Annotated in this window: 19 protein-coding genes and 6 tRNA genes; 9 read left to right on the top strand and 16 right to left on the bottom strand. The window is 54.2% G+C overall.

The window, feature by feature from the left end:
* Positions 1 to 352: 352 nt before the first annotated feature.
* Positions 353 to 1,324 carry a cysteine synthase A gene (gene cysK, locus FHW71_RS04555; protein ID WP_008107790.1) on the bottom strand — a complete coding sequence of 324 codons (972 nt, stop codon included), beginning with the start codon at positions 1,322 to 1,324 and terminating at the stop codon, positions 353 to 355.
* A 140-nt stretch (positions 1,325 to 1,464) separates the two neighbouring features.
* Complete coding sequence (gene cysZ / locus FHW71_RS04550) at positions 1,465 to 2,223, bottom strand: sulfate transporter CysZ (protein ID WP_179449956.1); 759 nt, start codon at positions 2,221 to 2,223, stop codon at positions 1,465 to 1,467.
* Positions 2,224 to 2,440: 217 nt separating this feature from the next.
* On the opposite strand from cysZ, the gene zipA reads away from it, so the two are divergent.
* The 3 genes from zipA to FHW71_RS04535 all read left to right on the top strand — a co-directional run bounded on the left by zipA (position 2,441) and on the right by FHW71_RS04535 (position 5,725).
* Positions 2,441 to 3,418, top strand: coding sequence for a cell division protein ZipA (zipA, locus tag FHW71_RS04545; RefSeq protein ID WP_179449957.1), 978 nt, complete (start codon positions 2,441 to 2,443; stop codon positions 3,416 to 3,418).
* Positions 3,419 to 3,486: 68 nt separating this feature from the next.
* Positions 3,487 to 5,505, top strand: a complete 2,019-nt coding sequence (ligA, locus tag FHW71_RS04540; RefSeq protein ID WP_179449958.1) for an NAD-dependent DNA ligase LigA — start codon at positions 3,487 to 3,489, stop codon at positions 5,503 to 5,505.
* A gap of 1 nt (position 5,506) precedes the next feature.
* Complete coding sequence (locus tag FHW71_RS04535) at positions 5,507 to 5,725, top strand: DUF3820 family protein (RefSeq protein ID WP_008107783.1); 219 nt, start codon at positions 5,507 to 5,509, stop codon at positions 5,723 to 5,725.
* A 31-nt stretch (positions 5,726 to 5,756) separates the two neighbouring features.
* Here the strand turns inward: FHW71_RS04535 and FHW71_RS04530 are convergent, their stop codons facing one another.
* On the bottom strand, positions 5,757 to 6,758 hold the full coding sequence (locus FHW71_RS04530) for a bile acid:sodium symporter family protein (RefSeq protein ID WP_179449959.1): 1,002 nt from the start codon (positions 6,756 to 6,758) through the stop codon (positions 5,757 to 5,759).
* Between the two features lie 102 nt (positions 6,759 to 6,860).
* On the opposite strand from FHW71_RS04530, the gene FHW71_RS04525 reads away from it, so the two are divergent.
* Entirely contained in the window at positions 6,861 to 7,781 is a 921-nt protein-coding gene (locus FHW71_RS04525; RefSeq protein WP_179449960.1) for a LysR family transcriptional regulator, read from the top strand.
* Here FHW71_RS04525 and FHW71_RS04520 read toward each other — a convergent pair.
* From FHW71_RS04520 to FHW71_RS04500, 5 genes are all read right to left on the bottom strand, one after another.
* Positions 7,778 to 8,107, bottom strand: coding sequence for a FlxA-like family protein (locus FHW71_RS04520; RefSeq protein WP_154155757.1), 330 nt, complete (start codon positions 8,105 to 8,107; stop codon positions 7,778 to 7,780). The genes FHW71_RS04525 and FHW71_RS04520 overlap by 4 nt on opposite strands.
* Before the next feature lie 162 nt (positions 8,108 to 8,269).
* A tRNA-Lys gene (locus FHW71_RS04515) sits at positions 8,270 to 8,345 on the bottom strand.
* Between the two features lie 4 nt (positions 8,346 to 8,349).
* Positions 8,350 to 8,425: transfer RNA gene (locus FHW71_RS04510), tRNA-Val, on the bottom strand.
* A gap of 40 nt (positions 8,426 to 8,465) precedes the next feature.
* A tRNA-Val gene (locus FHW71_RS04505) sits at positions 8,466 to 8,541 on the bottom strand.
* Between the two features lie 49 nt (positions 8,542 to 8,590).
* A tRNA-Val gene (locus FHW71_RS04500) sits at positions 8,591 to 8,666 on the bottom strand.
* 273 nt (positions 8,667 to 8,939) lie between these two features.
* On the opposite strand from FHW71_RS04500, the gene gltX reads away from it, so the two are divergent.
* On the top strand, positions 8,940 to 10,361 hold the full coding sequence (gene gltX / locus FHW71_RS04495) for a glutamate--tRNA ligase (protein ID WP_101763585.1): 1,422 nt from the start codon (positions 8,940 to 8,942) through the stop codon (positions 10,359 to 10,361).
* Positions 10,362 to 10,396: 35 nt separating this feature from the next.
* On the opposite strand, the gene FHW71_RS04490 is transcribed toward gltX, so the two are convergent.
* Positions 10,397 to 10,750, bottom strand: coding sequence for a YfeC-like transcriptional regulator (locus FHW71_RS04490; RefSeq protein WP_008102134.1), 354 nt, complete (start codon positions 10,748 to 10,750; stop codon positions 10,397 to 10,399).
* A gap of 111 nt (positions 10,751 to 10,861) precedes the next feature.
* The gene (locus FHW71_RS04485; protein ID WP_008102137.1) at positions 10,862 to 11,650 is read right to left on the bottom strand and encodes a formate/nitrite transporter family protein; all 789 of its coding nucleotides are present in this window, start codon (positions 11,648 to 11,650) and stop codon (positions 10,862 to 10,864) included.
* Between the two features lie 362 nt (positions 11,651 to 12,012).
* On the opposite strand from FHW71_RS04485, the gene FHW71_RS04480 reads away from it, so the two are divergent.
* Positions 12,013 to 12,088, top strand: a tRNA-Ala gene (locus tag FHW71_RS04480).
* Positions 12,089 to 12,130: 42 nt separating this feature from the next.
* A tRNA-Ala gene (locus tag FHW71_RS04475) sits at positions 12,131 to 12,206 on the top strand.
* 126 nt (positions 12,207 to 12,332) lie between these two features.
* Here FHW71_RS04475 and FHW71_RS04470 read toward each other — a convergent pair.
* From FHW71_RS04470 to FHW71_RS04455, 4 genes are all read right to left on the bottom strand, one after another.
* Positions 12,333 to 13,949, bottom strand: coding sequence for a rhodanese homology domain-containing protein (locus tag FHW71_RS04470; protein WP_179449961.1), 1,617 nt, complete (start codon positions 13,947 to 13,949; stop codon positions 12,333 to 12,335).
* Entirely contained in the window at positions 13,942 to 14,532 is a 591-nt protein-coding gene (locus FHW71_RS04465) for a cysteine dioxygenase (RefSeq protein WP_179449962.1), read from the bottom strand. The genes FHW71_RS04470 and FHW71_RS04465 overlap by 8 nt, the downstream gene beginning before the upstream one ends.
* Positions 14,533 to 14,537: 5 nt before the next feature.
* Complete coding sequence (locus FHW71_RS04460) at positions 14,538 to 15,626, bottom strand: LLM class flavin-dependent oxidoreductase (RefSeq protein WP_179449963.1); 1,089 nt, start codon at positions 15,624 to 15,626, stop codon at positions 14,538 to 14,540.
* Positions 15,627 to 15,818: 192 nt separating this feature from the next.
* The gene (locus FHW71_RS04455; RefSeq protein ID WP_008101354.1) at positions 15,819 to 17,009 is read right to left on the bottom strand and encodes a NupC/NupG family nucleoside CNT transporter; all 1,191 of its coding nucleotides are present in this window, start codon (positions 17,007 to 17,009) and stop codon (positions 15,819 to 15,821) included.
* Between the two features lie 369 nt (positions 17,010 to 17,378).
* Here FHW71_RS04455 and FHW71_RS04450 point away from each other — a divergent pair, with 369 nt between their 5' ends.
* Positions 17,379 to 18,620, top strand: coding sequence for an Nramp family divalent metal transporter (locus FHW71_RS04450; RefSeq protein ID WP_008101352.1), 1,242 nt, complete (start codon positions 17,379 to 17,381; stop codon positions 18,618 to 18,620).
* A gap of 45 nt (positions 18,621 to 18,665) precedes the next feature.
* Here the strand turns inward: FHW71_RS04450 and FHW71_RS04445 are convergent, their stop codons facing one another.
* Together FHW71_RS04445 and mgrA are read right to left on the bottom strand one after the other, a co-directional pair.
* The gene (locus FHW71_RS04445; protein WP_061717893.1) at positions 18,666 to 19,022 is read right to left on the bottom strand and encodes a DUF2502 domain-containing protein; all 357 of its coding nucleotides are present in this window, start codon (positions 19,020 to 19,022) and stop codon (positions 18,666 to 18,668) included.
* Between the two features lie 159 nt (positions 19,023 to 19,181).
* Entirely contained in the window at positions 19,182 to 20,171 is a 990-nt protein-coding gene (gene mgrA, locus FHW71_RS04440) for an L-glyceraldehyde 3-phosphate reductase (RefSeq protein ID WP_008101348.1), read from the bottom strand.
* Between the two features lie 214 nt (positions 20,172 to 20,385).
* Between mgrA and FHW71_RS04435 the strand changes: the two genes are divergently transcribed.
* Positions 20,386 to 22,038, top strand: coding sequence for a thiamine pyrophosphate-binding protein (locus FHW71_RS04435; protein WP_179449964.1), 1,653 nt, complete (start codon positions 20,386 to 20,388; stop codon positions 22,036 to 22,038).
* Positions 22,039 to 22,191: the final 153 nt, after the last annotated feature.

Genomic DNA, 22,191 nt, shown 5'->3' with positions numbered 1-22,191 from the left:
ATCTAAAGTCTAGCCTGGAGCCGTAACTTTAGCCTGTGTAGGTGCGCTGGTATGGCTTTAAGCTCACCACAAAATGCGCTCGAATGAGTACGTCATTAACAGTGACAGATCAAAAACTGCACGAATGCGCCACTCTTCTCATTATGCCGTGATTCGCCGTTTCGCCAAATCAGTAAATCGATTCAGCTTGATCCACTTCAAAGGCAGATTAATTTCAGGCACCGAAATAATTGGAAGCTTAAATACCAGAGCCGCATCACTGAAAGCAATCTGTCTGGTGATAAAAGTGAGATCTGCACCACAAAAAAGCACCCATTCGGGTGCTTTTTTCGTCAGTTTCAGACTTTGAGCATCACTGCTGCAGCTCTTTCTCAGTGAAGAGATCGGCAAACAGTGCGGTACTTAAATAGCGTTCGCCGGAGGAGGGCAGGATCACCACGATGTTCTTGTTGGCGAAGGCTTCATCCTCTTGCAGCTTCAGCGCGGCAGCAACGGCAGCACCTGAAGAGATACCCGCCAGAATGCCTTCTTCTTCCATCAGCTGACGTGCGGTGCTAATGGCTTCTTCGTTAGTGATGGCGATTACGCGGTCAATCAATTTCAGGTCAAGGTTGCCAGGAATGAAGCCGGCACCGATGCCCTGAATTTTATGTGGACCCGGCTTAATCTCTTCGCCCGCCAGCGCCTGAGCAATAACCGGTGAATCGGTTGGCTCTACGGCAACGGTAATCAGCTCTTTCTTGCCTTTGGTGTTCTTGATGTAGCGGCTCACGCCAGTCAGCGTACCGCCGGTGCCCACGCCCGCGATGAACACGTCAACTTCGCCATCGGTATCTTCCCAGATTTCTGGGCCGGTGGTTTTCTCGTGGATTTCCGGGTTGGCTGGGTTGCTGAATTGCTGCAGCAGCACATATTTATCCGGATCGCTGGCGACTATCTCTTCTGCCTTCGCGATGGCACCTTTCATGCCTTTTGGACCTTCGGTCAGCACCAGGTTAGCACCCAACGCTTTCAGCAGCTTGCGGCGCTCAATTGACATGGTTTCTGGCATGGTCAGCGTCAGCTTGTAACCGCGCGCTGCGGCGACGTAAGCCAGCGCAATACCGGTGTTACCGCTAGTTGGCTCAACCAGCTCAACGCCCGGTTTCAAAATACCGCGTTTTTCCGCGTCCCAAATCATATTGGCACCGATACGGCATTTGATGCTGAAGCTCGGGTTGCGCGACTCGACCTTAGCCAGAATGCGGCCGTTACCGATGCGGTTCAGTCGAACCAGCGGCGTATGACCAATTGTCAGAGAGTTGTCTTCATAGATCTTACTCATAGCTCGTCCTTAACTGTATGAAATATTGGGAACCCTCAGAGCATACCTTTTCTAATGATGTGCGGAAGGAAAGAAATCGCATATCTATATAGCGCACAACCATAAGCCTTACGCAAAAATGCATAAGGCATTTTAAAGCTTTAACGGCGCGCATGTTGTGCATGATAACGATCAACCCACATGGCCGTCGCACCGCATACCGCCACCGGCAGAATCGCCAGATTGATAATCGGGATCATGGTGAACAGGCTGACCAGCGCACCAAACTGCATATTGGCGCTTTTGTGCTGGCGCAGCGCCTGGCGCATCTGCTGAAAACTCACTTTGTGGTTATCAAAGGGGTAATCGCAATACTGCACGGACAGCATCCACGCACTGAATAAAAACCATAGAACCGGTGCCACCGTTTGTCCAAATCCAGGGATGAAGTGCAGCAACAGCAAACCAATTGCACGCGGCAAATAGTAGCCAAGCTTCTGTAACTCTCGTTTCATGATGCGCGGTACATCTTTAACCATGGCCATCCAGCCACTATCGGGCAGTGGCGTTCCGGTCAATCTCCCTTCAAGCTGCTCGGCGAGCAAGCCACAGAAGGGCGCAGCAATCAGGTTTGCCAGCGTCGAAAAGAAGTAACTGAACACCAACACAATCGAAATCACCGATAGCGGCCACAGCAGATAACTCAGCCACTGCAACCAGTCGGGGATATGTGACATTAAAGCTGGGATCCACTGCCCCAAACGCTGAAACAGCCAGACAAAGGCACCGCCGAGCAGCACAATGTTGATCAGTAGCGGCATGATGACATAGCGACGAATGCCGGGCAGGCGCACCAGTTTCCATCCTTCAGCGAAGTAGTGAACACCATTAAAAGTTGAGACCGAATTTCCTGCGGGCATAGCGAGCCTTTCTCCTAAATATAGCGGCGCGACCATCATAACCTGGCTTTTTGTCGGCTTCAGGTCTGGTTTGCGCGAAAAAACAGCAAAAAAACGTGGGGCAGCTATCTAATTTGTCAGAAAATACTGCACAGACTTGCACTTGTTTAGCTGGGCAAATACAGTTAGAGGATAAAGTTTGCCGTGGTGGCAAGGTATTGGAACAACAGAGAATACAATGATGCAGGATTTGCGTCTGATATTAATCGTTGTTGGCGCGATCGCCATAATAGCGCTGCTACTTCATGGACTGTGGACCAGCCGTAAAGAGCGCTCCTCCGTGTTTCGTGATCGCCCGCACAAACGTCTGAAACAGCGCGAAGAAGCCGATGAAGATCTGCTGAGCGAAGAAGATGATGGCGTCGGCGAAGTCCGTGTACGTCGTCATCGTGATGCGGATGAAGAACCCGAATTCACTGCGCGTCCAGCGAGCGCGCCGCGTGCGCCTGAACCTGTGCGTCAACCGGCATCACGTCAGGCTGACCCGTTATTGGGCGATCCGTTGCTGGATGACGAACCTGAAGTGCGTAAGCCGGTGGCGCCACAAGCGCCCGTGGCGAAGCCAACGCCAGCGCCTGCACCACAACCGATTCAGGCCGATCCGCTGCTGGATAACGAACCGCTTTCCGCAACGCAGCCTGCGCCAGAGTTCCAGGCGGCAGAAGAGCCAGAATTTGAACCTGAAGTGCCAGTTGCGCATCAACCCGAAGCGCAACAGCCAGCGGCGGCTGCGCCGGGCAGTAAAAAAGAAGCCGTATTAGTGCTGCATGTTGCTGCACACGCGGGCGGCGAACTGAATGGTGAAGCGCTGTTGCAGGGCATTCTGCAGGCCGGATTCCAGTTTGGTGAGATGAACATTTTCCATCGCCACCTGAGTCCAGCAGGCAGCGGTCCGGTGCTGTTTAGCCTGGCGAACATGGTGAAACCGGGTTCATTCGATCCGGATCAAATGGGCAACTTCTCAACGCCCGGCATCTCCATCTTCATGATGGTGCCGTCGTACGGCGATGCGAACCAGAACTTCAAGCTGATGCTGCAATCCGCACAGCGTATCGCCGATGATGTGGGTGGCGTGGTGCTGGACGATGAGCGTCGTATGATGACGCCGCAGAAGCTGGAAACCTACAAAACGCGTATTCGCGAAGTTATCGGTTAATCGCCGCTAGCTGAGTCAAAACAAATACAACCCCCGCATGTCGGGGGTTTTTTATCGGATAAGAGACTATGAAATCGGTTCAGGAGCAGATCACCGCGCTGCGCACCACGTTACGTCACCACGAATATCTCTACCACGTGATGGATACGCCGGAGATTCCGGATGCAGAGTATGACCGATTGATGGTTCAGCTGCGCGAGCTGGAAAGCGCTCATCCTGATTTGATTACACCTGATTCTCCGACACAACGCGTGGGCGCGGCACCGCTGGCAGCTTTTGAGCAAGTGCGGCATGAAGTGCCGATGTTGTCGCTGGATAACACCTTTGATGAAGCGGGCTTCCTTGCCTTCAACAAACGCGTGCAGGATCGCCTTAAAAGCACTGACGAATTGACTTATTGCTGCGAGCTCAAGCTGGATGGCTTAGCGGTGAGTTTGCTGTATGAAGATGGTTTGCTGGTGCGCGCAGCAACGCGTGGAGATGGCACCACCGGCGAGAACATCACGGCGAACGTGCGCACTATTCACGCCATTCCACTGCGTCTGCATGGCGACAACATTCCCGCACGCGTTGAAGTGCGTGGCGAAGTGTTTATCACCGAAAGCGGCTTTGAAAAGCTGAATGAAGAAGCGCGTCGCACCGGCGCGAAAGTCTTTGCAAACCCACGTAACGCAGCTGCCGGTTCGCTGCGTCAGCTCGATCCGCGCATTACCGCCAAACGTCCGCTGACCTTCTTCTGCTACGGTTTTGGTCTGCTGGAAGGCGGTGAAATGCCCGCCAGCCATTGGCAACGTTTGCAACAGTTTAAGGCGTGGGGATTGCCGGTCACCGATCGTATTCGTCTGGCTCATAGCGCCGGTGAAGTGCTGGCGTTTTATCGTCAGGTTGAGCTGGAGCGCCCGTCGCTCGGCTTCGACATTGATGGCGTGGTTATCAAGGTCGATTCACAGGCGCTGCAGGAGCAACTCGGCTTTGTGGCGCGTGCGCCGCGCTGGGCTGTGGCCTTTAAATTCCCGGCGCAGGAACAGATGACGTTCGTGCGCGATGTCGAATTTCAGGTAGGCCGCACCGGCGCGATTACGCCAGTCGCGCGTCTGGAGCCGGTTCAGGTTGCGGGCGTTGTGGTGAGCAACGCTACCCTGCATAACGCTGATGAAATCGCCCGATTGGGTTTGCGCATCGGCGACAAAGTCGTGATTCGCCGCGCCGGTGACGTGATTCCGCAAGTGGTAAATGTGGTGGAATCGGAGCGCCCGCAAGAGACGCGTGAAATCGTCTTCCCGAGTCATTGCCCGGTGTGCGGTTCAGACGTTGAGCGCGTGGAAGGTGAAGTGGTAACGCGCTGCACCGGCGGCCTGATTTGTGGCGCGCAGCGCAAAGAAGCACTCAAACATTTCGTTTCGCGTCGTGCGATGGATGTCGATGGCATGGGCGACAAAATCATCGATCAGCTGGTAGAGAAAGAGTACGTCTTAACGCCAGCAGATCTGTTCCGTCTTACGGCCGGTAAGCTGACCGGCCTCGATCGCATGGGGCCGAAATCGGCGCAGAACGTGGTTGATGCGCTGGAAAAGGCCAAATCCACCACGCTGGCGCGTTTCCTCTATGCGCTGGGTATTCGTGAAGTCGGCGAAGCCACCGCTGCTAACCTTGCCAATCACTTTGGCGAGCTGGAAAAGGTGATGAACGCCGATCTCGATGCCCTAATTGAAGTGCAGGATGTCGGCAAAGTGGTGGCAACGCATGTGCGTAACTTTATGGATGAAGAGAGCAATCGCGCCGTTATTCGCGATCTTACCGAAGAGATTGGCGTGCATTGGCCGCAGGTTGAAGTGGTGAATGTCGAAGAGATTGATAGTCCGTTTGCCGGTAAAACCGTGGTACTGACTGGTTCTTTGTCGCAGATGAATCGTGATGATGCCAAAGAGCGTTTGGTGGCGCTGGGCGCTAAAGTGAGTGGCAGCGTGTCGAAGAAAACCGATTTGCTGATAGCGGGCGAAGCGGCCGGTTCCAAGCTGGCGAAAGCGCAGGAACTCGGCATTCCGGTGATCGATGAAGCGGAAATGATTCGCCTGCTCGGAGCCTAACGTGGATAAACAGCAACTGGTAGAAATCGCCAATACCGTGATGCCGTTCGGCAAGTACAAGGGCAGAGTGCTGATTGATGTGCCGGAGGAGTATTTGCTGTGGTTCGCCCGCAAAGATGAATTTCCGGCCGGTAAGTTAGGCGAATTGATGCAGCTGACGCTGACAATTAAGATTGAAGGGCTGGAAGGTTTAATCAAACCGCTCAAGCGCAGTGAATAACCAAACGGCCCGCATTTGCGGGCCGTTCTATTTAGGATTTCTGCGCTTCTACTGGCTGCTGCGCCAGCCGTTTTTCATTGCCGGCTTTATAGCGCTGGGCAATGAAAGAACACACCATTAACTGTACCTGATGGAAGATCATCAGCGGCAGCACGATAATACCCACAGATGCGGCCGGGAACAGGATGTTGGCCATCGGCACACCGTTTGCCAGACTCTTTTTCGAGCCGCAGAACAGTACGGTGATTTCATCGGCACGGCTAAAGCCAAACAGGCGTGATGCTCCGAGATTAATCGCCAGCGCAACAAACAGAATGAGCAGGCTGCCCGCCAGAATCCATAACAGCGTATCCAAACCGACGCGGTGCCAAATACCGTTCACAACTGCTTCACTGAAGGCTGAGTAAACCACCAGCAGAATGGATGTCTGGTCAGTTTTACCAATCAGGCTGCGATTTTTTTCCACCCAACCGCCGATCCAGCGGCGTGACAGATGACCAATAACAAACGGTACCAGTAACTGCAGCATGATTTTGCCAATCTGCTCCAGCCCATTACCCGGCATTTCGCTATGTACATTCATTACCAGATTCACCAGCAGCGGCGAGATAAATACGCCGAGCAGGCTGGATGCCGACGCTGCACATACCGCTGCGGCAACATTACCGCCCGCCATCGAGGTAAAGGCGATGGCTGACTGCACGGTAGCAGGCAGAATGCAGAGATAGATAAAGCCGGTATAAATCTCCGGACCGACATTCACCGGATGCCACCACACCAGCAGCAATCCTAAAATTGGGAATACCACAAAGGTGCTGCACATAATCCACAAGTGCAAACGCCAGTGGCTGCTGCCGGCAATGATTTTCTCGCGCGACAGTTTAGCGCCATGCATAAAGAACAGCAGGGCGATGGCGGCGGTGGTCAAATATTCAAAGATGTCGACAAAGACGCCTTTGGCAGGAATAAAGCTGGCCAGCAGCACGGTGATGATGAGTTTAATCATCATCGGATCGAGGCGTAAAAATCCCATTGTTAAAATCCGGTTAAATTTAAAAAATTGATGGTGCTGATTGTGCGCCCGCTAGGTTTAGAAATAAAATTGATTTATTGCATTAATCTATGAGCGATATCGATGAATTACACCTTACGTCAGTTGCGCACCTTTGTAGCCGTGGCGCATCACGGCAGCTTTAGTTTGGCCGGACAAGCGATTGGTTTGAGTCAGTCTGCGGTTAGCCACAGCATTAAAGAGCTGGAAGCGGAAATGGGCGTACGCTTACTGGATCGCACCACGCGAGAAGTGATGCTGACCGAAGCGGGGCAGCAGCTGGCTACGCGGCTTAATCGTCTGCTGGAAGATCTCAATACCACCGTGTTGGATGTGCGCAGCTATGGCGAACAGCGCAGCGGCACGGTGCGTGTTGCCGCCAGTCAAACGCCTTCTGCCCACCTGATGCCGCAGTGTCTGGCCAGCAGCCAGCAGCGCTATCCGGATATCCGCGTCATCCTGCATGACCGCGTGCAGCAATGGGTGTTGCAAAGCGTACGCAATGCGGAGGTCGATTTTGGCATTGTGATTGGCCCGCTCAACGACACCGATTTCGCTAGCGAAGAGATTCTGCAGGAGCCTTTTTTACTGCTGTGTCATGAAGATGACGAGCTGGCGCACATTGAACAGGCAAAGTGGTCGATGCTGGCCGGACGCAATATGGTGCTGCAGGATTATGCTTCTGGCAGTCGCGTATTAGTCGATGCCGCGCTGCAACAACTGGTGTTAAATGTGCATGTGGTGCAGGAAATCGGCCATCCCGCCACGCTTTATCCGATGGTGGAAGCGGGGATTGGCATCAGCATTCTGCCCGCGCTGGCCTTGCCGTTGCCGTCAGGACGCAAACTCACGGTGCGACGTCTCTATCCGGAAATTAATCGCAGCCTGATGCTGATAAAGCGCAAAAACCGCTCGCTGACACCCGCCGCAGAAGCGATCTGGCAGGAAGTGCGTCAGCAGGCGGCCCTGCTGACGCAACAACGCATGCTGAAGCCGGCGTTTTAAACGTACACGTTGATCTGATTGGTATCCGTCGGACGGTTAATTCCATCGGCTTTGTTCGCCGCAGGTTGCTGGGCTTCCTGTTTCTGTTGCGCTTTCTCGGCTTGCTGCTGCTCAATCTGCGCGATTTGCGCTTCAATCATTTGAATCTGTGATTGCAGCATCTGCTCCTGTTCCGATTTTTGTTCATCGGTGAGCGTATCGTCGCTGGAAAGATCTTTCAGCTGCTTGGTGATGGATTGAATCTGTTTGTTAAGGCTGGCGATTTCTGAGGTCGATCCGCCGCCGCTACTTGCGGTACTGACACTACTAACGCTGGATATAGACATGGTTTTCTCCTTGCAATAGACCATTATCGTTATCGGTCAGAGCAGCGGGAGGCTTGAGGGCAGGGAGTGTTAAGCTTGCGAAAAGGTTTTGTTGGGTTTTGGTTCGCTAACGTGCAGGCGATAGAAACGAAAAAAGCGCCTAAAAGGCGCTTTTCTCTGAATTGGTGGGTCGTGCAGGATTCGAACCTGCGACCAATTGATTAAAAGTCAACTGCTCTACCAACTGAGCTAACGACCCGAAGTGGTGGGTGATGACGGGCTCGAACCGCCGACCCCCTCCTTGTAAGGGAGATGCTCTACCAACTGAGCTAATCACCCACTTCGTACTGCTTAACAAGAGCGTCATCTGACTAAGATATGGTGGGTGATGACGGGCTCGAACCGCCGACCCCCTCCTTGTAAGGGAGATGCTCTACCAACTGAGCTAATCACCCATATCTTATCTCTTGTTCACTGCGGGCCACCTCTAAACCTTCTAAAGAGTGGTGGGTGATGACGGGCTCGAACCGCCGACCCCCTCCTTGTAAGGGAGATGCTCTACCAACTGAGCTAATCACCCCCGCTGTGTGGAGTCGCATTATAGGGATCCTTCAAAGTGAGTCAACGGTTTTTAAAACTTAAATGTGCGTTCGCTTTAAAAATAATCATCGTGGGGCGCTTTTCGCCAATGTGCTGGTTTTATTAGCAGAAAAGCGCACAGCAAACCGGGATGCCACCGCGACAATCATTGAGGAATCAGCCTCACCTGCTAGAATGTGCGCACTGTTTTTTCGCGTTAACCCGTTTTTTTGTCATCCAGACAATAAAACCTGCGCATTTAAGGCAATGCTGAATGAAAATCAAAACTCGCTTCGCACCCAGCCCAACCGGCTATTTGCACGTAGGCGGTGCTCGTACTGCTCTTTACTCATGGCTTTATGCTCGCCATAACAAGGGCGAATTTGTTCTGCGTATCGAAGATACCGATCTGGAGCGTTCCACACCGGAAGCCATTGAAGCCATCATGGATGGTATGAACTGGCTGAGCCTTAACTGGGATGAAGGTCCGTATTATCAGACTAAGCGTTTTGATCGCTACAACGCGGTGATCGACGACATGCTGGAAGCGGGCACGGCCTATAAATGCTACTGCAGTAAAGAACGTCTTGATGCGCTGCGTGAAGAGCAGATGGAAAAGGGCGAAAAGCCGCGTTATGACGGCCGCTGCCGCGACAGCCATGAACATCACGCTGCTGATGAGCCGTGCGTGGTGCGCTTCCGCAACCCGCAGGATGGTTCTGTCATCTTTGACGATCAGATTCGTGGCCCGATTGAATTCAGCAACCAGGAACTGGATGACCTGATCATTCGTCGTACCGACGGTTCGCCAACCTACAACTTCTGTGTGGTGGTGGATGACTGGGATATGGGCATCACTCACGTGATTCGTGGTGAAGACCATATCAACAACACGCCACGCCAGATCAACATCCTGAAAGCGATCGGTGCAGAAGTGCCAACCTATGCGCACGTCTCAATGATCCTTGGCGATGACAGTAAGAAGCTGTCTAAGCGTCATGGCGCTGTCGGCGTGATGCAATATCGTGATGACGGTTATCTGCCGGAAGCGCTGCTCAACTATTTGGTGCGCCTCGGCTGGTCACATGGCGATCAGGAGATCTTCAGCGTGCCGGAAATGGCAGAGCTGTTCACCCTGGATGCGGTGAGCAAATCGGCCAGTGCTTTCAACACTGAAAAGCTGCAGTGGCTGAACCATCACTACATTAATACGCTGCCGCCGGAATACGTTGCTACACAGCTGCAATGGCATATTGAGCAGCAGAAGATTGATACCCGCACCGGTCCGGAACTGGCTAAGCTGGTTACCTTGCTGGGCGAGCGTTGCAAAACTCTGGTAGAGATCGCGGCATCTTGCCGTTACTTCTATGAAGAGTTCGAAGCCTTTGATGCTGACGCGGCGAAGAAGCATCTGCGTCCGGTCGCGCGTCAGCCGCTGGAAGTGGTGCGTGACAAACTGGCCGCGATCAGCGACAGCAACTGGAACGCTGAGAATGTGCATCATGCAATTCAGTCTGCGGCAGATGAGCTGGAGCTGGGCATGGGTAAAGTCGGTATGCCACTGCGTGTTGCGGTGACCGGTTCAGGCCAGTCACCGGCGCTGGATGTGACCGTGGAAGCGATTGGTCGCAGCCGCAGCGTTGCACGTATTGAGAAAGCGCTGGCCTTCATCGCTGAGCGTGAAGCAAACGCATAATATGAAAAAGCCGGAAGCATCTGCTTCCGGCTTATTTATTCTTCCTGAATCCCCAGACGCTCCAGTACGCCTCGAATTCCCTCCCGCAATAACAACGCCGCAAATTGCTCTTGCTCCGCTGCCGTCATTTGCTGGACAGAATTTATTAATAACGCAGGTAACGTATTTTGTTGTGCACCGTAATTAGCCGCCGGTTCGTTCGCGTGGCGGGTGGACTGAACAAAGCTCTTTACACGCTCATCAATATGGATCAATCGCGCTTTACCGCCCTGAACACCGGGCTTTGGCGTGGTTGTCCAGTTTTCACGCTTGATCCATTTATTCACCGTTTGCCGACTGTAGCCCGTTTCCAGCGCGAGCTCCTCGGGAGTAAGCCATTCCTTTTTCACGATGCAGTCCCTGTTAAATACATTAGTTCTACATATTACAACAAAACGTAACGGGGAAAAGTAACCTGGGCAGAAAATGCCTTCTGCTCTCCAACAAAAGGCAAAATTCGGTTATTGCGCTTCGCTCACTGCGGGTTGTTCAGGACGGAAAGCGATGAAATAGGTGAGGCCAACAAAAATTGCACCGCCCACGCCGTTACCAAGGAACACCGCAATTACGTTTGGCGCAAACTCCGCCCAGCTCATCTGGCCGGCAAAAATCGCTGCCGGAACAATAAACATGTTAGCGACAACGTGCTGGAAGCCAATCGCCACGAACGCCATCACCGGGAACCACATACCGAAGATTTTACCTACCACATCTTTACTGGCGAAGGCGAGCCACACCGCCAAACACACCAGCCAGTTGCAGCCTACGCCGGAAATAAAGGCGTGCAGGAAATCGGCATTCACTTTAGCGTGCGCAATCGCCACGGTTTTCTTCAGGTAATCGCCCTCTGTCATGCCCAGCATGTGACCAAAAAACCATGCTACTGCAACGCTGCCAATAAAATTGGCGACGGTAACCCAAAACCAGTTACGCAGTACGCTGAAGCCACTGATGCGACGCGCGAACCAGGCGATTGGCATCGTCATCATATTGCCGGTCAGCAGCTCACCGCCCGCCAGCACCGTCATGATCAAACCAACCGGGAACACCGCAGCGCCGAGCAGCACGCCGAATGAGCCCCATTCAGCAGGCAGTTGGTTAATCACATGTAGATCTAGCAGGAAGCCAGTGGCGATAAACGCACCGGCCATGAAGCCAAGAATTAACAAGGTGGAGATAGGAAGGCGGCTTTTAGCCACGCCAGCTTGAATCGCCAGTTGGGCGATCTCTTTAGGTGTATGCAGCGACATAATTCACTTTTCTTGTATGGATTAATGGGGACGTTGCTGGCCGGTCATTGAGAGAACACCCTGGCAGGATGACCGGTTAATTAGCGCGCTAAGTTTTACACGCACTTTTAACGAAAACAAGACTGCTCCTAACATCTTTAACCTTAAATTAACGCTGGGTTGAGGTTGGGTTTGGTGAGCATTGTTGGATAGCGCATATAAATAGAGGCGATTTGGGATGAAGTGTAGAAAAAAAAGCCATGCTGACGCGGGGTTGACGCCTTTTTCAGCGATCAAACACAGAACGAGAATTTGACGTTGACACTCAAGAGGCGGTTTCATATTATCCCGTCCGTCGAGTTTACTCGGCAGTTTTTCGGTTCGGGGGTATAGCTCAGCTGGGAGAGCGCTTGCATGGCATGCAAGAGGTCAGCGGTTCGATCCCGCTTATCTCCACCAAACCGCTCCCAACGGTTTGACCGAAAAATGATTTCCAGATGTGGGGGTATAGCTCAGCTGGGAGAGCGCTTGCATGGCATGCAAGAGGTCAGCGGTTCGATCCCGCTTATCTCCACCAAATCTCTGTTCGTTCTGAACACATTCAAAAAATCACCTTCTAAACGCAACGCAATAAATTGCGGTTTTGTCGTTTGTAGGGTCGCCATTTATGGCGACCACATTACTGCATAACGCGGAATTATTGTCAGGCTGTAACAGCTTGCGGCTGCAATTGCAGCACACGGAAACCATGCGTGCCATCGCGATCCAGCTGCGCCACTAAACCGTATTCCCAGTCCAGATAAGCCTGCATCACGCCCGCTTCAATATCGGTGCCTTCATACGGGCGACGATAGCGCTCGATAGCCGGTGACAGCAGTTGCTGCTCTCCTTGCTCCGTTGGCAAACCCGCGCCGCGCCATGCAGCGTTACCGCCTTCCAGCACAAACACCGGCTTGCCGGTCAGCTCAGCCACCTGTTCCACCGCATAACCCGCCAGCAGGCTGCTGCCACAGGTTAATACATAGCGACGCGCCTCCGGCAACAACGCTTTGCCTTGCTGTTGCAGAGTAGAGCGCAGCAACCAGGCCGCGCCCGGAATATGGCTGTTAAGATGGTTTGCGCGCGTGGTGAAATCCAGCACCTGCGTTTGCCCTTCCTGCAACCATTCCGCTAACTGCTGCGGTGAGATGAGTTCGGGTTGAGCAACGGGCGGCACCTGCGCTTTCCAGTTACCGCTTTCACTGAAATCACTGGCCTGCAGCTCCTCCAGCACTGAAACCTGCCAGCCAAGCTGTGCCAGCCAGGATGCGGTCATATTGGCGCGCACGCCATCATCATCAATCAGCACGATACGTGCCCCACGTACGCTGGCGTAGTGATCGGTCTCCTGCACTAATTGGCCCCCCGGCACGTGGCGGCTGCCCGGCAGATGCCCGGCGGCGTACTCGTCGGCATCACGTACATCAAACAGATAAGTGGTGCGCGCCTCCTGCTGCCAACGCTTGAGCGTAGCGAGTGGGATACGTTCCACACCCGCGCGATCGGCGATACTGCGCGCATTGTTCGCCGCCTGACGCTGAGCCGTTTCGCTGGCCTCGCCGTAGCGGCGCGACTGGCCTTTATCCAGCGCATGTCCGGCCAACGTCCAGCCGATGGTGCCATTGCGTAGTGCAAACACCGGATTGCGAATTCCGGCATTGACCAGCGATTGCGTACCGATGATGCTGCGTGTGCGACCGGCGCAGTTGACAATCACCGTGGTCTCCGGCGATGGGGCGATATCACGCACGCGCAGCACCAGCTCACCGCCCGGCACGCTGGTAGCGCCTGGAATACTCATGGTTTGATATTCATCGAAACGGCGTGCATCCAGCACCACCACGTTAGCATCGCTGTTAATCAGCTGATGCACTTCGTCCGCTGACAAAGAAGGCGTGTGATTGTAATGCTCAACCAGCTCGCCAAACGATTTGCTGGGTGAATTAACGTCGATAAATAGTTCGCCGCCCGCCGCTTGCCAGCCAGCCAAATCATCCGCCAGCAGCGCGACATTGCTGTAACCCAGTGCGGCAATGCGCTCGGCAGCGGTTTGCGCCAGGCCTTCGCCGCCGTCATACAGCGTGATGGCGGTGGTGCGCTGTGGAATGCGGTCCAGTAGCTCAAGCTCCAGCTTTGACAGCGGAATATTCACCGCAAACAGCGGATGCGCGGTGGCAAACAGCGCTTCATCGCGCACATCGACAATCGCCACTTCCTGCTGCTGACGCAGCGCATCAATAATGTCCGCCGCCTGGCGTAAAGGGAAAACCGGTTTAGTCATGTGAAAGGTCCCAAATGTTCGGTAAGTAGCGGTTGCTGTAACCGGAGATAAACGTTTTTTCGCTGCCGTCTTCGCGGTAGACCGCGCGTTTGACCGCGCCAATGTTGGCGCCATAAACGTGAATGCTGATGGAGACGCGGTCGTCATAGGCGTTGCTGACGCGATGAATATCGCCGACCGTTGGTGATACCGCTTCAACGCTGCCGGGATCGAGTCGAACGGGTGCGCCTTCCGGCTGTAATCCGTTCGGCCCCGGCTGCCAGGATTGTGAAATTTCCGCGCCGCGCAGCATGCCAATCAATCCCCATACGCGATGGTCGTGAATTGGCGTTTGCTGGCCCGGCCCCCAAACGAAACTCACCACCGAGAAGCGCTGCTGCGCATCGGCATACAACAAATATTGTTGATAGTGTTCGGGATGAGGTTGGCTAAAGGCGTCGTCTAGCCAATCGTCGTGGCGAATCAGCTCGCCAAGCCACTCGCTGCCACGCTGTAACACCGTGGCTTCCTCGGGCTTTGTATCCAGCAAATTAGCCAGATTTGCGACGAAATCGCGCAGGCGTTGGTGCTGATAATGGCTCATCAGATTCAGGCGCTCCTTTTATCTGCGGCGGAGAGCGCATCGACTTTCTCGCGCGTCAGCGGAATCAGCTCACGGCCATATTCCACCGCATCGTTAAGCGGGTCGAAGCCGCGAATCAGCACGCTATGGATGCCAAGGCGATAATATTCCAGCAGCGCATCGGAGACTTGTTCCGGCGTTCCCACCAGCGCGGTGGAGTTGTAGCCGCCCTGAACCAGTTTTGCGACGCCGGTCCACAGCACTTTATCCAGACGATCGCCTTCATTGGCGGCGGCGAGTAAACGCTGTGCGCCAACGCTCTGCGGTTTCGCCTTGCCAAAGGCAAAGCCAGTTTCGTTGAGCTGTTTCTCTGCCGTGGCGCGGATGTGTTCCGCGCGTTCCCAGGCTTCTTTTTCAGTTTTGCCAAGAATCGGGCGGAACGAGATGTTGAAGTTGATTTCGCGCCCCTGTCTGGCAGCAGCAGCGCGCACGTTGCGTACTGTCTCCTCCGCGCCTTTCAGCGGTTCGCCCCACAGCGCAAACACATCGGCATGCCGTGCTGCGACATCAATCGCTTCCTGCGACGATCCGCCAAAATAGATTGGCAGTTTTTTCTGCAACGGTTTGATGGCCGAAAACGCCTGCTCGACCTGATAAAATTGACCTTGATGATCGTACGGCTGCGCGGATTCGAGGCTCTGCTTCAGCACCGTAAGAAACTCATCGCTGCGCGCATAGCGCTCGGCTTTGTTGAGGAAGTCACCGTCGCGGCGCTGCTCGGCATCGCTGCCGCCGCTGATAATGTGCACCGCTAAACGGCCGTCGGTTAAGTGATCCAGCGAAGCCAGTTTGCGCGCCGCCAGGGTTGGCGACACAAAGCCGGGGCGATGCGCCAGCAAAAATTTCAGCGTTGAGGTGTGCGCCGCCGCGTGCGCGGTGACCAGAAAGCCATCCGGCTGATCCGACCAATAGCCCTCCAGAATGCGATCAAAACCGGCGTCTTCGTGCGCCCGCGCAAATCGCGCAATGTACTCTTTATCAAACAGCGGGCCGCTAGCCGGGATAATCTCGGAGGCGAGGCGGTGGCCAATCATGCCAAGGAATTGAATGCTCATGCGGTTCTCCTGAAGTGACGTCATGGAGAAAAACTACGGGCGCAGGCGGTGTGAACGGAAATTCAATATTGTGCAAAGGTTTTGCGTTTGATGGTGAAGCGGGTGATGGCGGGGGAAAAGCCGGGGCGAGGTGGGATAGAACCGATTGAAATAAATAAGAAGAGAAGGGCGAGCCGCAGCTCGCCCCTTTGATCAGAAGGCCAACACCAGGCCAGCGATAGCGGCTGATAGCACGCTCACCAGCGTTGAACCGTACAGCAGTTTCAGGCCGAAGCGTGAAACCACGTTACCTTGCTCTTCGTGCAGACCTTTAATCGCACCCGCCACAATCCCGATAGAGGAGAAGTTAGCAAAGGAGACGAGGAACACCGAGAGAATACCTTCCGAATGAGGTGACAGCTGACCGGCGATTTTCTGCAGATCCATCATCGCCACGAATTCGTTGGAAACCAGTTTGGTTGCCATGATGCTGCCCACTTGCAGCGCTTCGTGTGAAGGAACGCCCATCACCCACGCAAATGGATAGAACACATAACCCAGCACGCCCTGGAAGCTGATGCCGAAAATCAGATCGAACAGCGCGTTCAGACCCGTAATCAAGGCAATAAAACCAATCAGCATCGCAGCGACAATCATTGCCACTTTAAAACCGGCGAGGATGTATTCGCCCAGCATTTCAAAGAAGCTCTGGCCTTTGTGCAGGTCCTGCAATTGCAGATCTTCTTCGCTATCAACGCGGTACGGGTTAATCAGCGACAGCACGATAAAGGTGCTGAACATGTTCAATACCAGCGCGGCAACCACATATTTTGGCTGCAGCATGGTCATGTAGGCGCCGACAATCGACATGGAAACCGTCGACATGGCGGTCGCTGCCATGGTGTACATGCGACGCTGTGACATTTTGCCGAGGATATCTTTATAGGCGATAAAGTTTTCTGACTGTCCCAAAATCAGAGAGCTTACGGCGTTGAAAGATTCCAGTTTTCCCATACCGTTTACTTTTGACAGTACGGTACCAATGCCGCGAATCACCCAAGGTAAGATGCGGAAGTGCTGCAAAATACCAATCAACGCCGAGATGAAGATGATCGGGCAAAGCACGTTGAGGAAGAAGAAGGCGAGACCTTTTTCACTCATATTGCCAAACACGAAGTTGGTGCCTTCGGCGGCATATTTGAGCAGATGATCAAAGAAACCAGCGAAGCCCTGCACGAAGCCGAGACCGATGGAGGAGTTCAGGAAGAACCACGCCAACAACAATTCGATGACCAGAAGCTGTACGATAAAACGAAGACGGATGCTTTTACGATCGTTGCTGACCAGCAAGGCCAGCACCGCTACCACCACTAGTGCTAAAATAAAATGCAAAACATGGGACATGTCGGCTCCAAATTTGAGGAGGGTTGTATTTTGTTGCGTATTCTATGTAACGCGTTACTTAAAAACGAGATCAAAACCACATTATAAGTATTCGCTATCGCGATTTTTCTCAGATAAGTCTGACCGCTCACAACCCCATTACAAATTCATCACAAGAAATATCCACAAAAACATTGTCTATAAAATGACCCAAGCGTAGAGTCATTTGCGTTGCACGTATTTTTGGCAAGAACTGGCTTTACCGCAATGTATAGCAATGGCTATACTTCATAGCACCATCTATTAATATAATAACTATAACCAAATTTCATCTGCCTTGAATGACCCTTAATCTGGTCGGGTCAACAAGCGTTAAGACAGGGTAAAACTATGCTAGAAAGCCGCACCGCTGAGCGCGCCGCTCGCGGAGCCAGAAAGATCAAACTCGCGCTGCTGGGTCCCGCTTTTATTGCGGCGATTGGCTATATCGATCCCGGTAACTTCGCGACCAACATTCAGGCAGGCGCCGCATACGGCTACAAGCTGTTGTGGGTGGTGGTGTGGGCCAATGTCATGGCGATGCTGATCCAGCTGATGTCCGCCAAGCTCGGTATTGCCACCGGCAAAAATCTTGCAGAACACATCCGCGATCGTTTCCCGCGTCCGGCGGTGTGGTTCTATTGGGTGCAGGCGGAAATCATCGCCATGGCCACCGATCTCGCTGAATTTATCGGCGCGGCGCTCGGCTTCAAGCTTTTACTCGGCATTTCGCTGCTGCAGGGCGCGGTGTTAACCGGTATCGCGACTTACCTGATTCTGATGTTGCAAAGTCGCGGGCAGAAGCCACTGGAATTGGTGATTGGCGGCCTGCTGCTGTTTGTGGCGGCGGCGTATATTGTGGAGCTGTTTTTCTCCCAGCCAAAAGTGAGTGAGCTGGTGGTCGGTATGGCGCTGCCATCGCTGCCGACGTCAGATGCGGTCTTCCTCGCCGCGGGCGTGTTAGGCGCCACCATTATGCCGCACGTGATTTATCTGCACTCGGCGCTGACGCAGCACGGTAATAAAGGCAGCAAGGCGCAACGCTACAGCTCAACCAAACTGGATGTGGCGATTGCCATGACCATCGCTGGCTTTGTAAATCTGGCGATGATGGCAACCGCCGCCGCAGCGTTCCACTTCAGCGGTCACTCCAGCATCGTCGATCTCGATCAGGCTTACTTAACGCTGCAACCGCTGTTGGGCGAAGCGGCGGCAATTGTATTTGGTTTGAGCCTGGTGGCCGCCGGTCTCTCATCTACCGTGGTTGGCACGCTAGCGGGACAAGTGGTGATGCAGGGCTTTATTCGTTTCCACATTCCGCTGTGGTTCCGCCGCACTATTACCATGTTGCCCTCGTTTATTGTCATCTGGGCGGGCTGGGATCCCACGCGCATTCTGGTAATGAGCCAAGTGCTGCTGAGTTTCGGTATCGCGCTGGCGCTGATTCCGCTGCTGTCATTTACCGGCAATCGTGAATTGATGGGTGATGAGATGGTGAACTCGCGCCTGATGCAGAATGCCGGCCGGTTGATTGTGGTGCTGGTTATCGCCCTCAATCTCTATTTGCTGGTCGGCGAAGCGCTCGGTTGGTAACAGCTTTATAAAAGAAAAATCCCGCTCATTAGCGGGATTTTTTGTTTAGTGATGATGGTGGTCGTGGTGATCACGACGATCATCATGGCGATGATCGTGACGCCAATGGTCACGACGTTCACGTTCATGCCAGCGACGTTCGCGCTCACGTTCATAGGCGCGATGACGTTTCCACTCTTCATGACGCCACCAGCGATGGTCATCGTAACGATAACGATCGTTCCACCAGCGCGGTTCACGCCAGCGACCGCCGTCCCAGTAATTACCGTGACGATCGCGATCGCCGAGATGCAGCGTAACGCCCGGACCCAAATTGATGGTGGCGCTGTCGGCTTGTGCTGTGCTGATAGCCAACGGGGATAAAGTTGCCAGCAAGGCGGCAAACAAAATGGCACGTTTCATAACTTCTCCTTTTCAGTAGCTTATCACTGCCACCGTTGCGCTAGTTTGCCACATCGGACCAGGTAAGCCTTGAGAATCAGTCTGAAAACGCTGAGGGAAATCTGAAATGAGAATTTTCTGCTGCGGAAAGCGCCCGACAAATGCCGGGCGGGTAAACGTTTACACTAAGATATTGTGGATGGCGTCAATCTCGTCCTGGCTCAGCACCGGCTGGCTCAACATCTCAACCGCATCATCAATTTGCGCAGTTTTACTGGCGCCAATCAACACCGAGGTGACACGCGCATCGCGCAGCACCCAGCTCAGCGCCATCTGCGCCAGCTTCTGGCCGCGCTGTTGGGCAATCGCCTGCAACTGACGCACTTTTTCCATCTTCTCTTGCGTCAACTGGTTTTCATTCAGGAACTTACTGCCGCTGGCGATACGTGAATCTTGCGGAATGCCCTGCAAATAGCGGTCGGTTAACACGCCACCCGCCAGCGGCGAGAAGGCAATGCAGCCAACGCCGTTATCGCCTAGCACATCCAGCAAACCCTGCTCTGGCGTACGTTCAAACATCGAATAACGTGGCTGGTGGATAAGGCATGGCGTGCCGAGATCGCGCAGAATCGCAATCGCTTCGGCGGCTTTGTCTGCCGGATAGTTAGAGATGGCGGCATACAGCGCCTTGCCCTGACGCACTACCTGATCCAGCGCGCGCATGGTCTCTTCCAGCGGCGTTTCGGGATCGGGACGATGGTGATAGAAGATATCAACGTACTCTAATCCCATGCGCTTCAGGCTTTGATCGAGACTAGAAATCAGATACTTGCGTGAACCCCAATCGCCGTACGGGCCGTCCCACATGGTGTAACCGGCTTTGGTTGAGATCACCAGCTCATCGCGCAGTCCCTGAAAATCCTCGCGCAGAATGCGACCAAAGTTAGATTCAGCCGATCCCGGCGGAGGCCCGTAATTATTGGCGAGATCGAAATGGGTGATGCCGCGATCAAAGGCGTGGCGCAGCAGTTCACGGCTATTATCGACGCGGGTACTGTCGCCAAAGTTATGCCACAAACCCAGGGAAATTGCCGGTAACTTCAGGCCGCTACGGCCACTGCGACGGTATTGCATCTGTTGATAACGTTCGGGATGGGGAAAAGCACTCATGCAGCGTTCCTGTCTCAATAGGGGAGAAAGTGACATCAGCATAGCAGTGTATGCGTTTACACTAAGGCGAAACGCGCCGAAGATCGCAACTTACAGAATTATCTGTCGTCGTAACGAATGCTTGCCACAAATCAGCACCACACGATGGTGAATATCTCGCCAATTCAGCCACATCGCTAATACTCCTGATTATCCCCTTAACAAGGAGCTGTCGATGAAAACCCCCAACGTTGGCGATTATTTACTGCACCGAATACAGCAAAGCGGCATCCGACATCTGTTCGGCGTGCCGGGCGATTACAACCTGCAATTCCTCGACAGTGTGATTGCGCATCCCGAAATTGCCTGGGTTGGCTGCGCCAATGAACTGAATGCGGCCTATGCGGCGGATGGATACGGGCGCTGCAACGGCGCGGCGGCACTGCTGACCACGTTTGGCGTCGGCGAGCTTAGCGCTATCAACGGCATCGCCGGCAGCTATGCCGAATATGTACCGGTGATTCATATCGTTGGCGCGCCCGCGAGTCAGGCGCAGCAGCAGGGGGATTGCGTGCATCATTCGCTGGGTGACGGCGATTTTGGTCACTTCCTGCGAATGGCGCAGGAAGTGAGTGTGGCATCTGCGGTGCTGACGGCGGAAAACGCAGTGGTGGAGATCGATCGCGTTATCAGCGAGGCGCTAACGCAACATCGTCCCGGCTATTTATTGCTGGCGGTGGATGTGGCGGCGGCTGAGATTTCGCTGCCAGAGAAAAAAATTACAGCCGCAGATAACCATCAGCAGGTTGCCGCAGCCTTTGCCGATGCGGCCGAGCGCTTACTGGCACCGGCGCAGCGCGTGTCGCTGTTGGCGGATTTCCTTGCCGCGCGCTGGCAGTTGCAGCCGCAGCTTGAGGCATTGCGCCAGCTGCGCGCGATTCCTGCCGCCACCTTATTGATGGGCAAAGGCGTGCTCAATGAGCAGCAGCCAGGTTACGTCGGCACTTACGCCGCGCAAGGCAGCAGCGATGCGGTGCGCCAGGCGATCGAAGATACCGATGTCACGCTGTGCGTCGGCGTGCGATTTACCGACACCTTAACCGCCGGCTTCACGCAAAATCTGCCCGCCGAACGTGTGATCGATCTGCAGCCGTTTCAGGCCACGGTCGCTGGCGAGGTGTTTGCGCCGTTGAGCATGCAGCAGGCGCTGGCGGCGCTGACGCCGATTTATCAGCGTCACTGTGCGCACTGGCGGCTGGCGGATGCGCCTGAGTGCGAAGAAAGTGAGCAAATTGCTGCGGCGGTAATCAGTCAGCAGGCATTCTGGCAGGCGATGCAGCGCTTCCTGCAGCCGGGTGATATTATCCTCGCCGATCAAGGCACCGCGGCCTTTGGTGCGGCGGCGCTGCGGTTACCGCAGGATGCGCAATTGCTGGTGCAACCGCTGTGGGGATCGATTGGCTATACTTTACCCGCCACCTTTGGTGCGCAAACCGCGCAGCCGGCTCGTCGGGTCATCCTGATTATTGGCGATGGCTCCGCGCAGCTGACGATTCAGGAGTTGGGTTCGATGCTACGCGACGGCCAGCAGCCGATCATTTTCCTGATTAACAATGATGGTTACACGGTTGAGCGCGCGATTCACGGTGCTGAGCAACGCTACAACGATATCGCGCAGTGGAACTGGACCGCGCTACCGCAGGCGCTGAGCCAACAGTGCGCGGCGCAGAGCTGGCGCGTCAGCGAAACGGTGCAGCTGGACGCGGTGATGGAGCAATTAATGCGGAATCGGCGTCTGTCGCTGGTGGAAGTGGTGATGGACAAACAGGACTTGCCGCCGCTGCTGCGTAAGGTCACCGCCGCACTGCATCAGCGTAACAGTGGCTAAATTTCGGAAAGTTGCCGCTGGGAAGTCGGGCAGGCGACCGGTAGGCTGTGCAGCATCTTTAAATGGATTACGCCCATCGTGTAGGTGGGCGTTGTTGTTTTATTGGCAGGCTTTTATAGTGTCCTGCAATTGTTTATGACCCAAGCGGAGCAG

The organism is Enterobacter sp. Sphag1F, assembly GCF_014193275.1.
GTDB lineage: Bacteria > Pseudomonadota > Gammaproteobacteria > Enterobacterales > Enterobacteriaceae > Pantoea > Pantoea symbiotica.
The sequence above is the reverse complement of the archived record's forward strand: the minus strand, read 5'-3'. Positions and strand labels throughout refer to the sequence as shown.

What these genes read in the sequence shown, in the direction of transcription:
- FHW71_RS04520 (WP_154155757.1), bottom strand. Translation starts at nt 8,107, where the DNA reads ATGTCTATATCCAGCGTTAGTAGTGTCAGTACCGCAAGTAGCGGCGGC.
- FHW71_RS04445 (WP_061717893.1), bottom strand. Translation starts at nt 19,022, where the DNA reads ATGAAACGTGCCATTTTGTTTGCCGCCTTGCTGGCAACTTTATCCCCG.
- FHW71_RS04525 (WP_179449960.1), top strand. Translation starts at nt 6,861, where the DNA reads ATGAATTACACCTTACGTCAGTTGCGCACCTTTGTAGCCGTGGCGCAT.
- FHW71_RS04450 (WP_008101352.1), top strand. Translation starts at nt 17,379, where the DNA reads ATGCTAGAAAGCCGCACCGCTGAGCGCGCCGCTCGCGGAGCCAGAAAG.
- FHW71_RS04470 (WP_179449961.1), bottom strand. Translation starts at nt 13,949, where the DNA reads ATGACTAAACCGGTTTTCCCTTTACGCCAGGCGGCGGACATTATTGAT.
- FHW71_RS04485 (WP_008102137.1), bottom strand. Translation starts at nt 11,650, where the DNA reads ATGTCGCTGCATACACCTAAAGAGATCGCCCAACTGGCGATTCAAGCT.
- FHW71_RS04455 (WP_008101354.1), bottom strand. Translation starts at nt 17,009, where the DNA reads ATGTCCCATGTTTTGCATTTTATTTTAGCACTAGTGGTGGTAGCGGTG.
- FHW71_RS04465 (WP_179449962.1), bottom strand. Translation starts at nt 14,532, where the DNA reads ATGAGCCATTATCAGCACCAACGCCTGCGCGATTTCGTCGCAAATCTG.
- ligA (WP_179449958.1), top strand. Translation starts at nt 3,487, where the DNA reads ATGAAATCGGTTCAGGAGCAGATCACCGCGCTGCGCACCACGTTACGT.
- FHW71_RS04435 (WP_179449964.1), top strand. Translation starts at nt 20,386, where the DNA reads ATGAAAACCCCCAACGTTGGCGATTATTTACTGCACCGAATACAGCAA.
- FHW71_RS04530 (WP_179449959.1), bottom strand. Translation starts at nt 6,758, where the DNA reads ATGGGATTTTTACGCCTCGATCCGATGATGATTAAACTCATCATCACC.
- mgrA (WP_008101348.1), bottom strand. Translation starts at nt 20,171, where the DNA reads ATGAGTGCTTTTCCCCATCCCGAACGTTATCAACAGATGCAATACCGT.
- cysK (WP_008107790.1), bottom strand. Translation starts at nt 1,324, where the DNA reads ATGAGTAAGATCTATGAAGACAACTCTCTGACAATTGGTCATACGCCG.
- zipA (WP_179449957.1), top strand. Translation starts at nt 2,441, where the DNA reads ATGATGCAGGATTTGCGTCTGATATTAATCGTTGTTGGCGCGATCGCC.
- FHW71_RS04460 (WP_179449963.1), bottom strand. Translation starts at nt 15,626, where the DNA reads ATGAGCATTCAATTCCTTGGCATGATTGGCCACCGCCTCGCCTCCGAG.
- cysZ (WP_179449956.1), bottom strand. Translation starts at nt 2,223, where the DNA reads ATGCCCGCAGGAAATTCGGTCTCAACTTTTAATGGTGTTCACTACTTC.
- gltX (WP_101763585.1), top strand. Translation starts at nt 8,940, where the DNA reads ATGAAAATCAAAACTCGCTTCGCACCCAGCCCAACCGGCTATTTGCAC.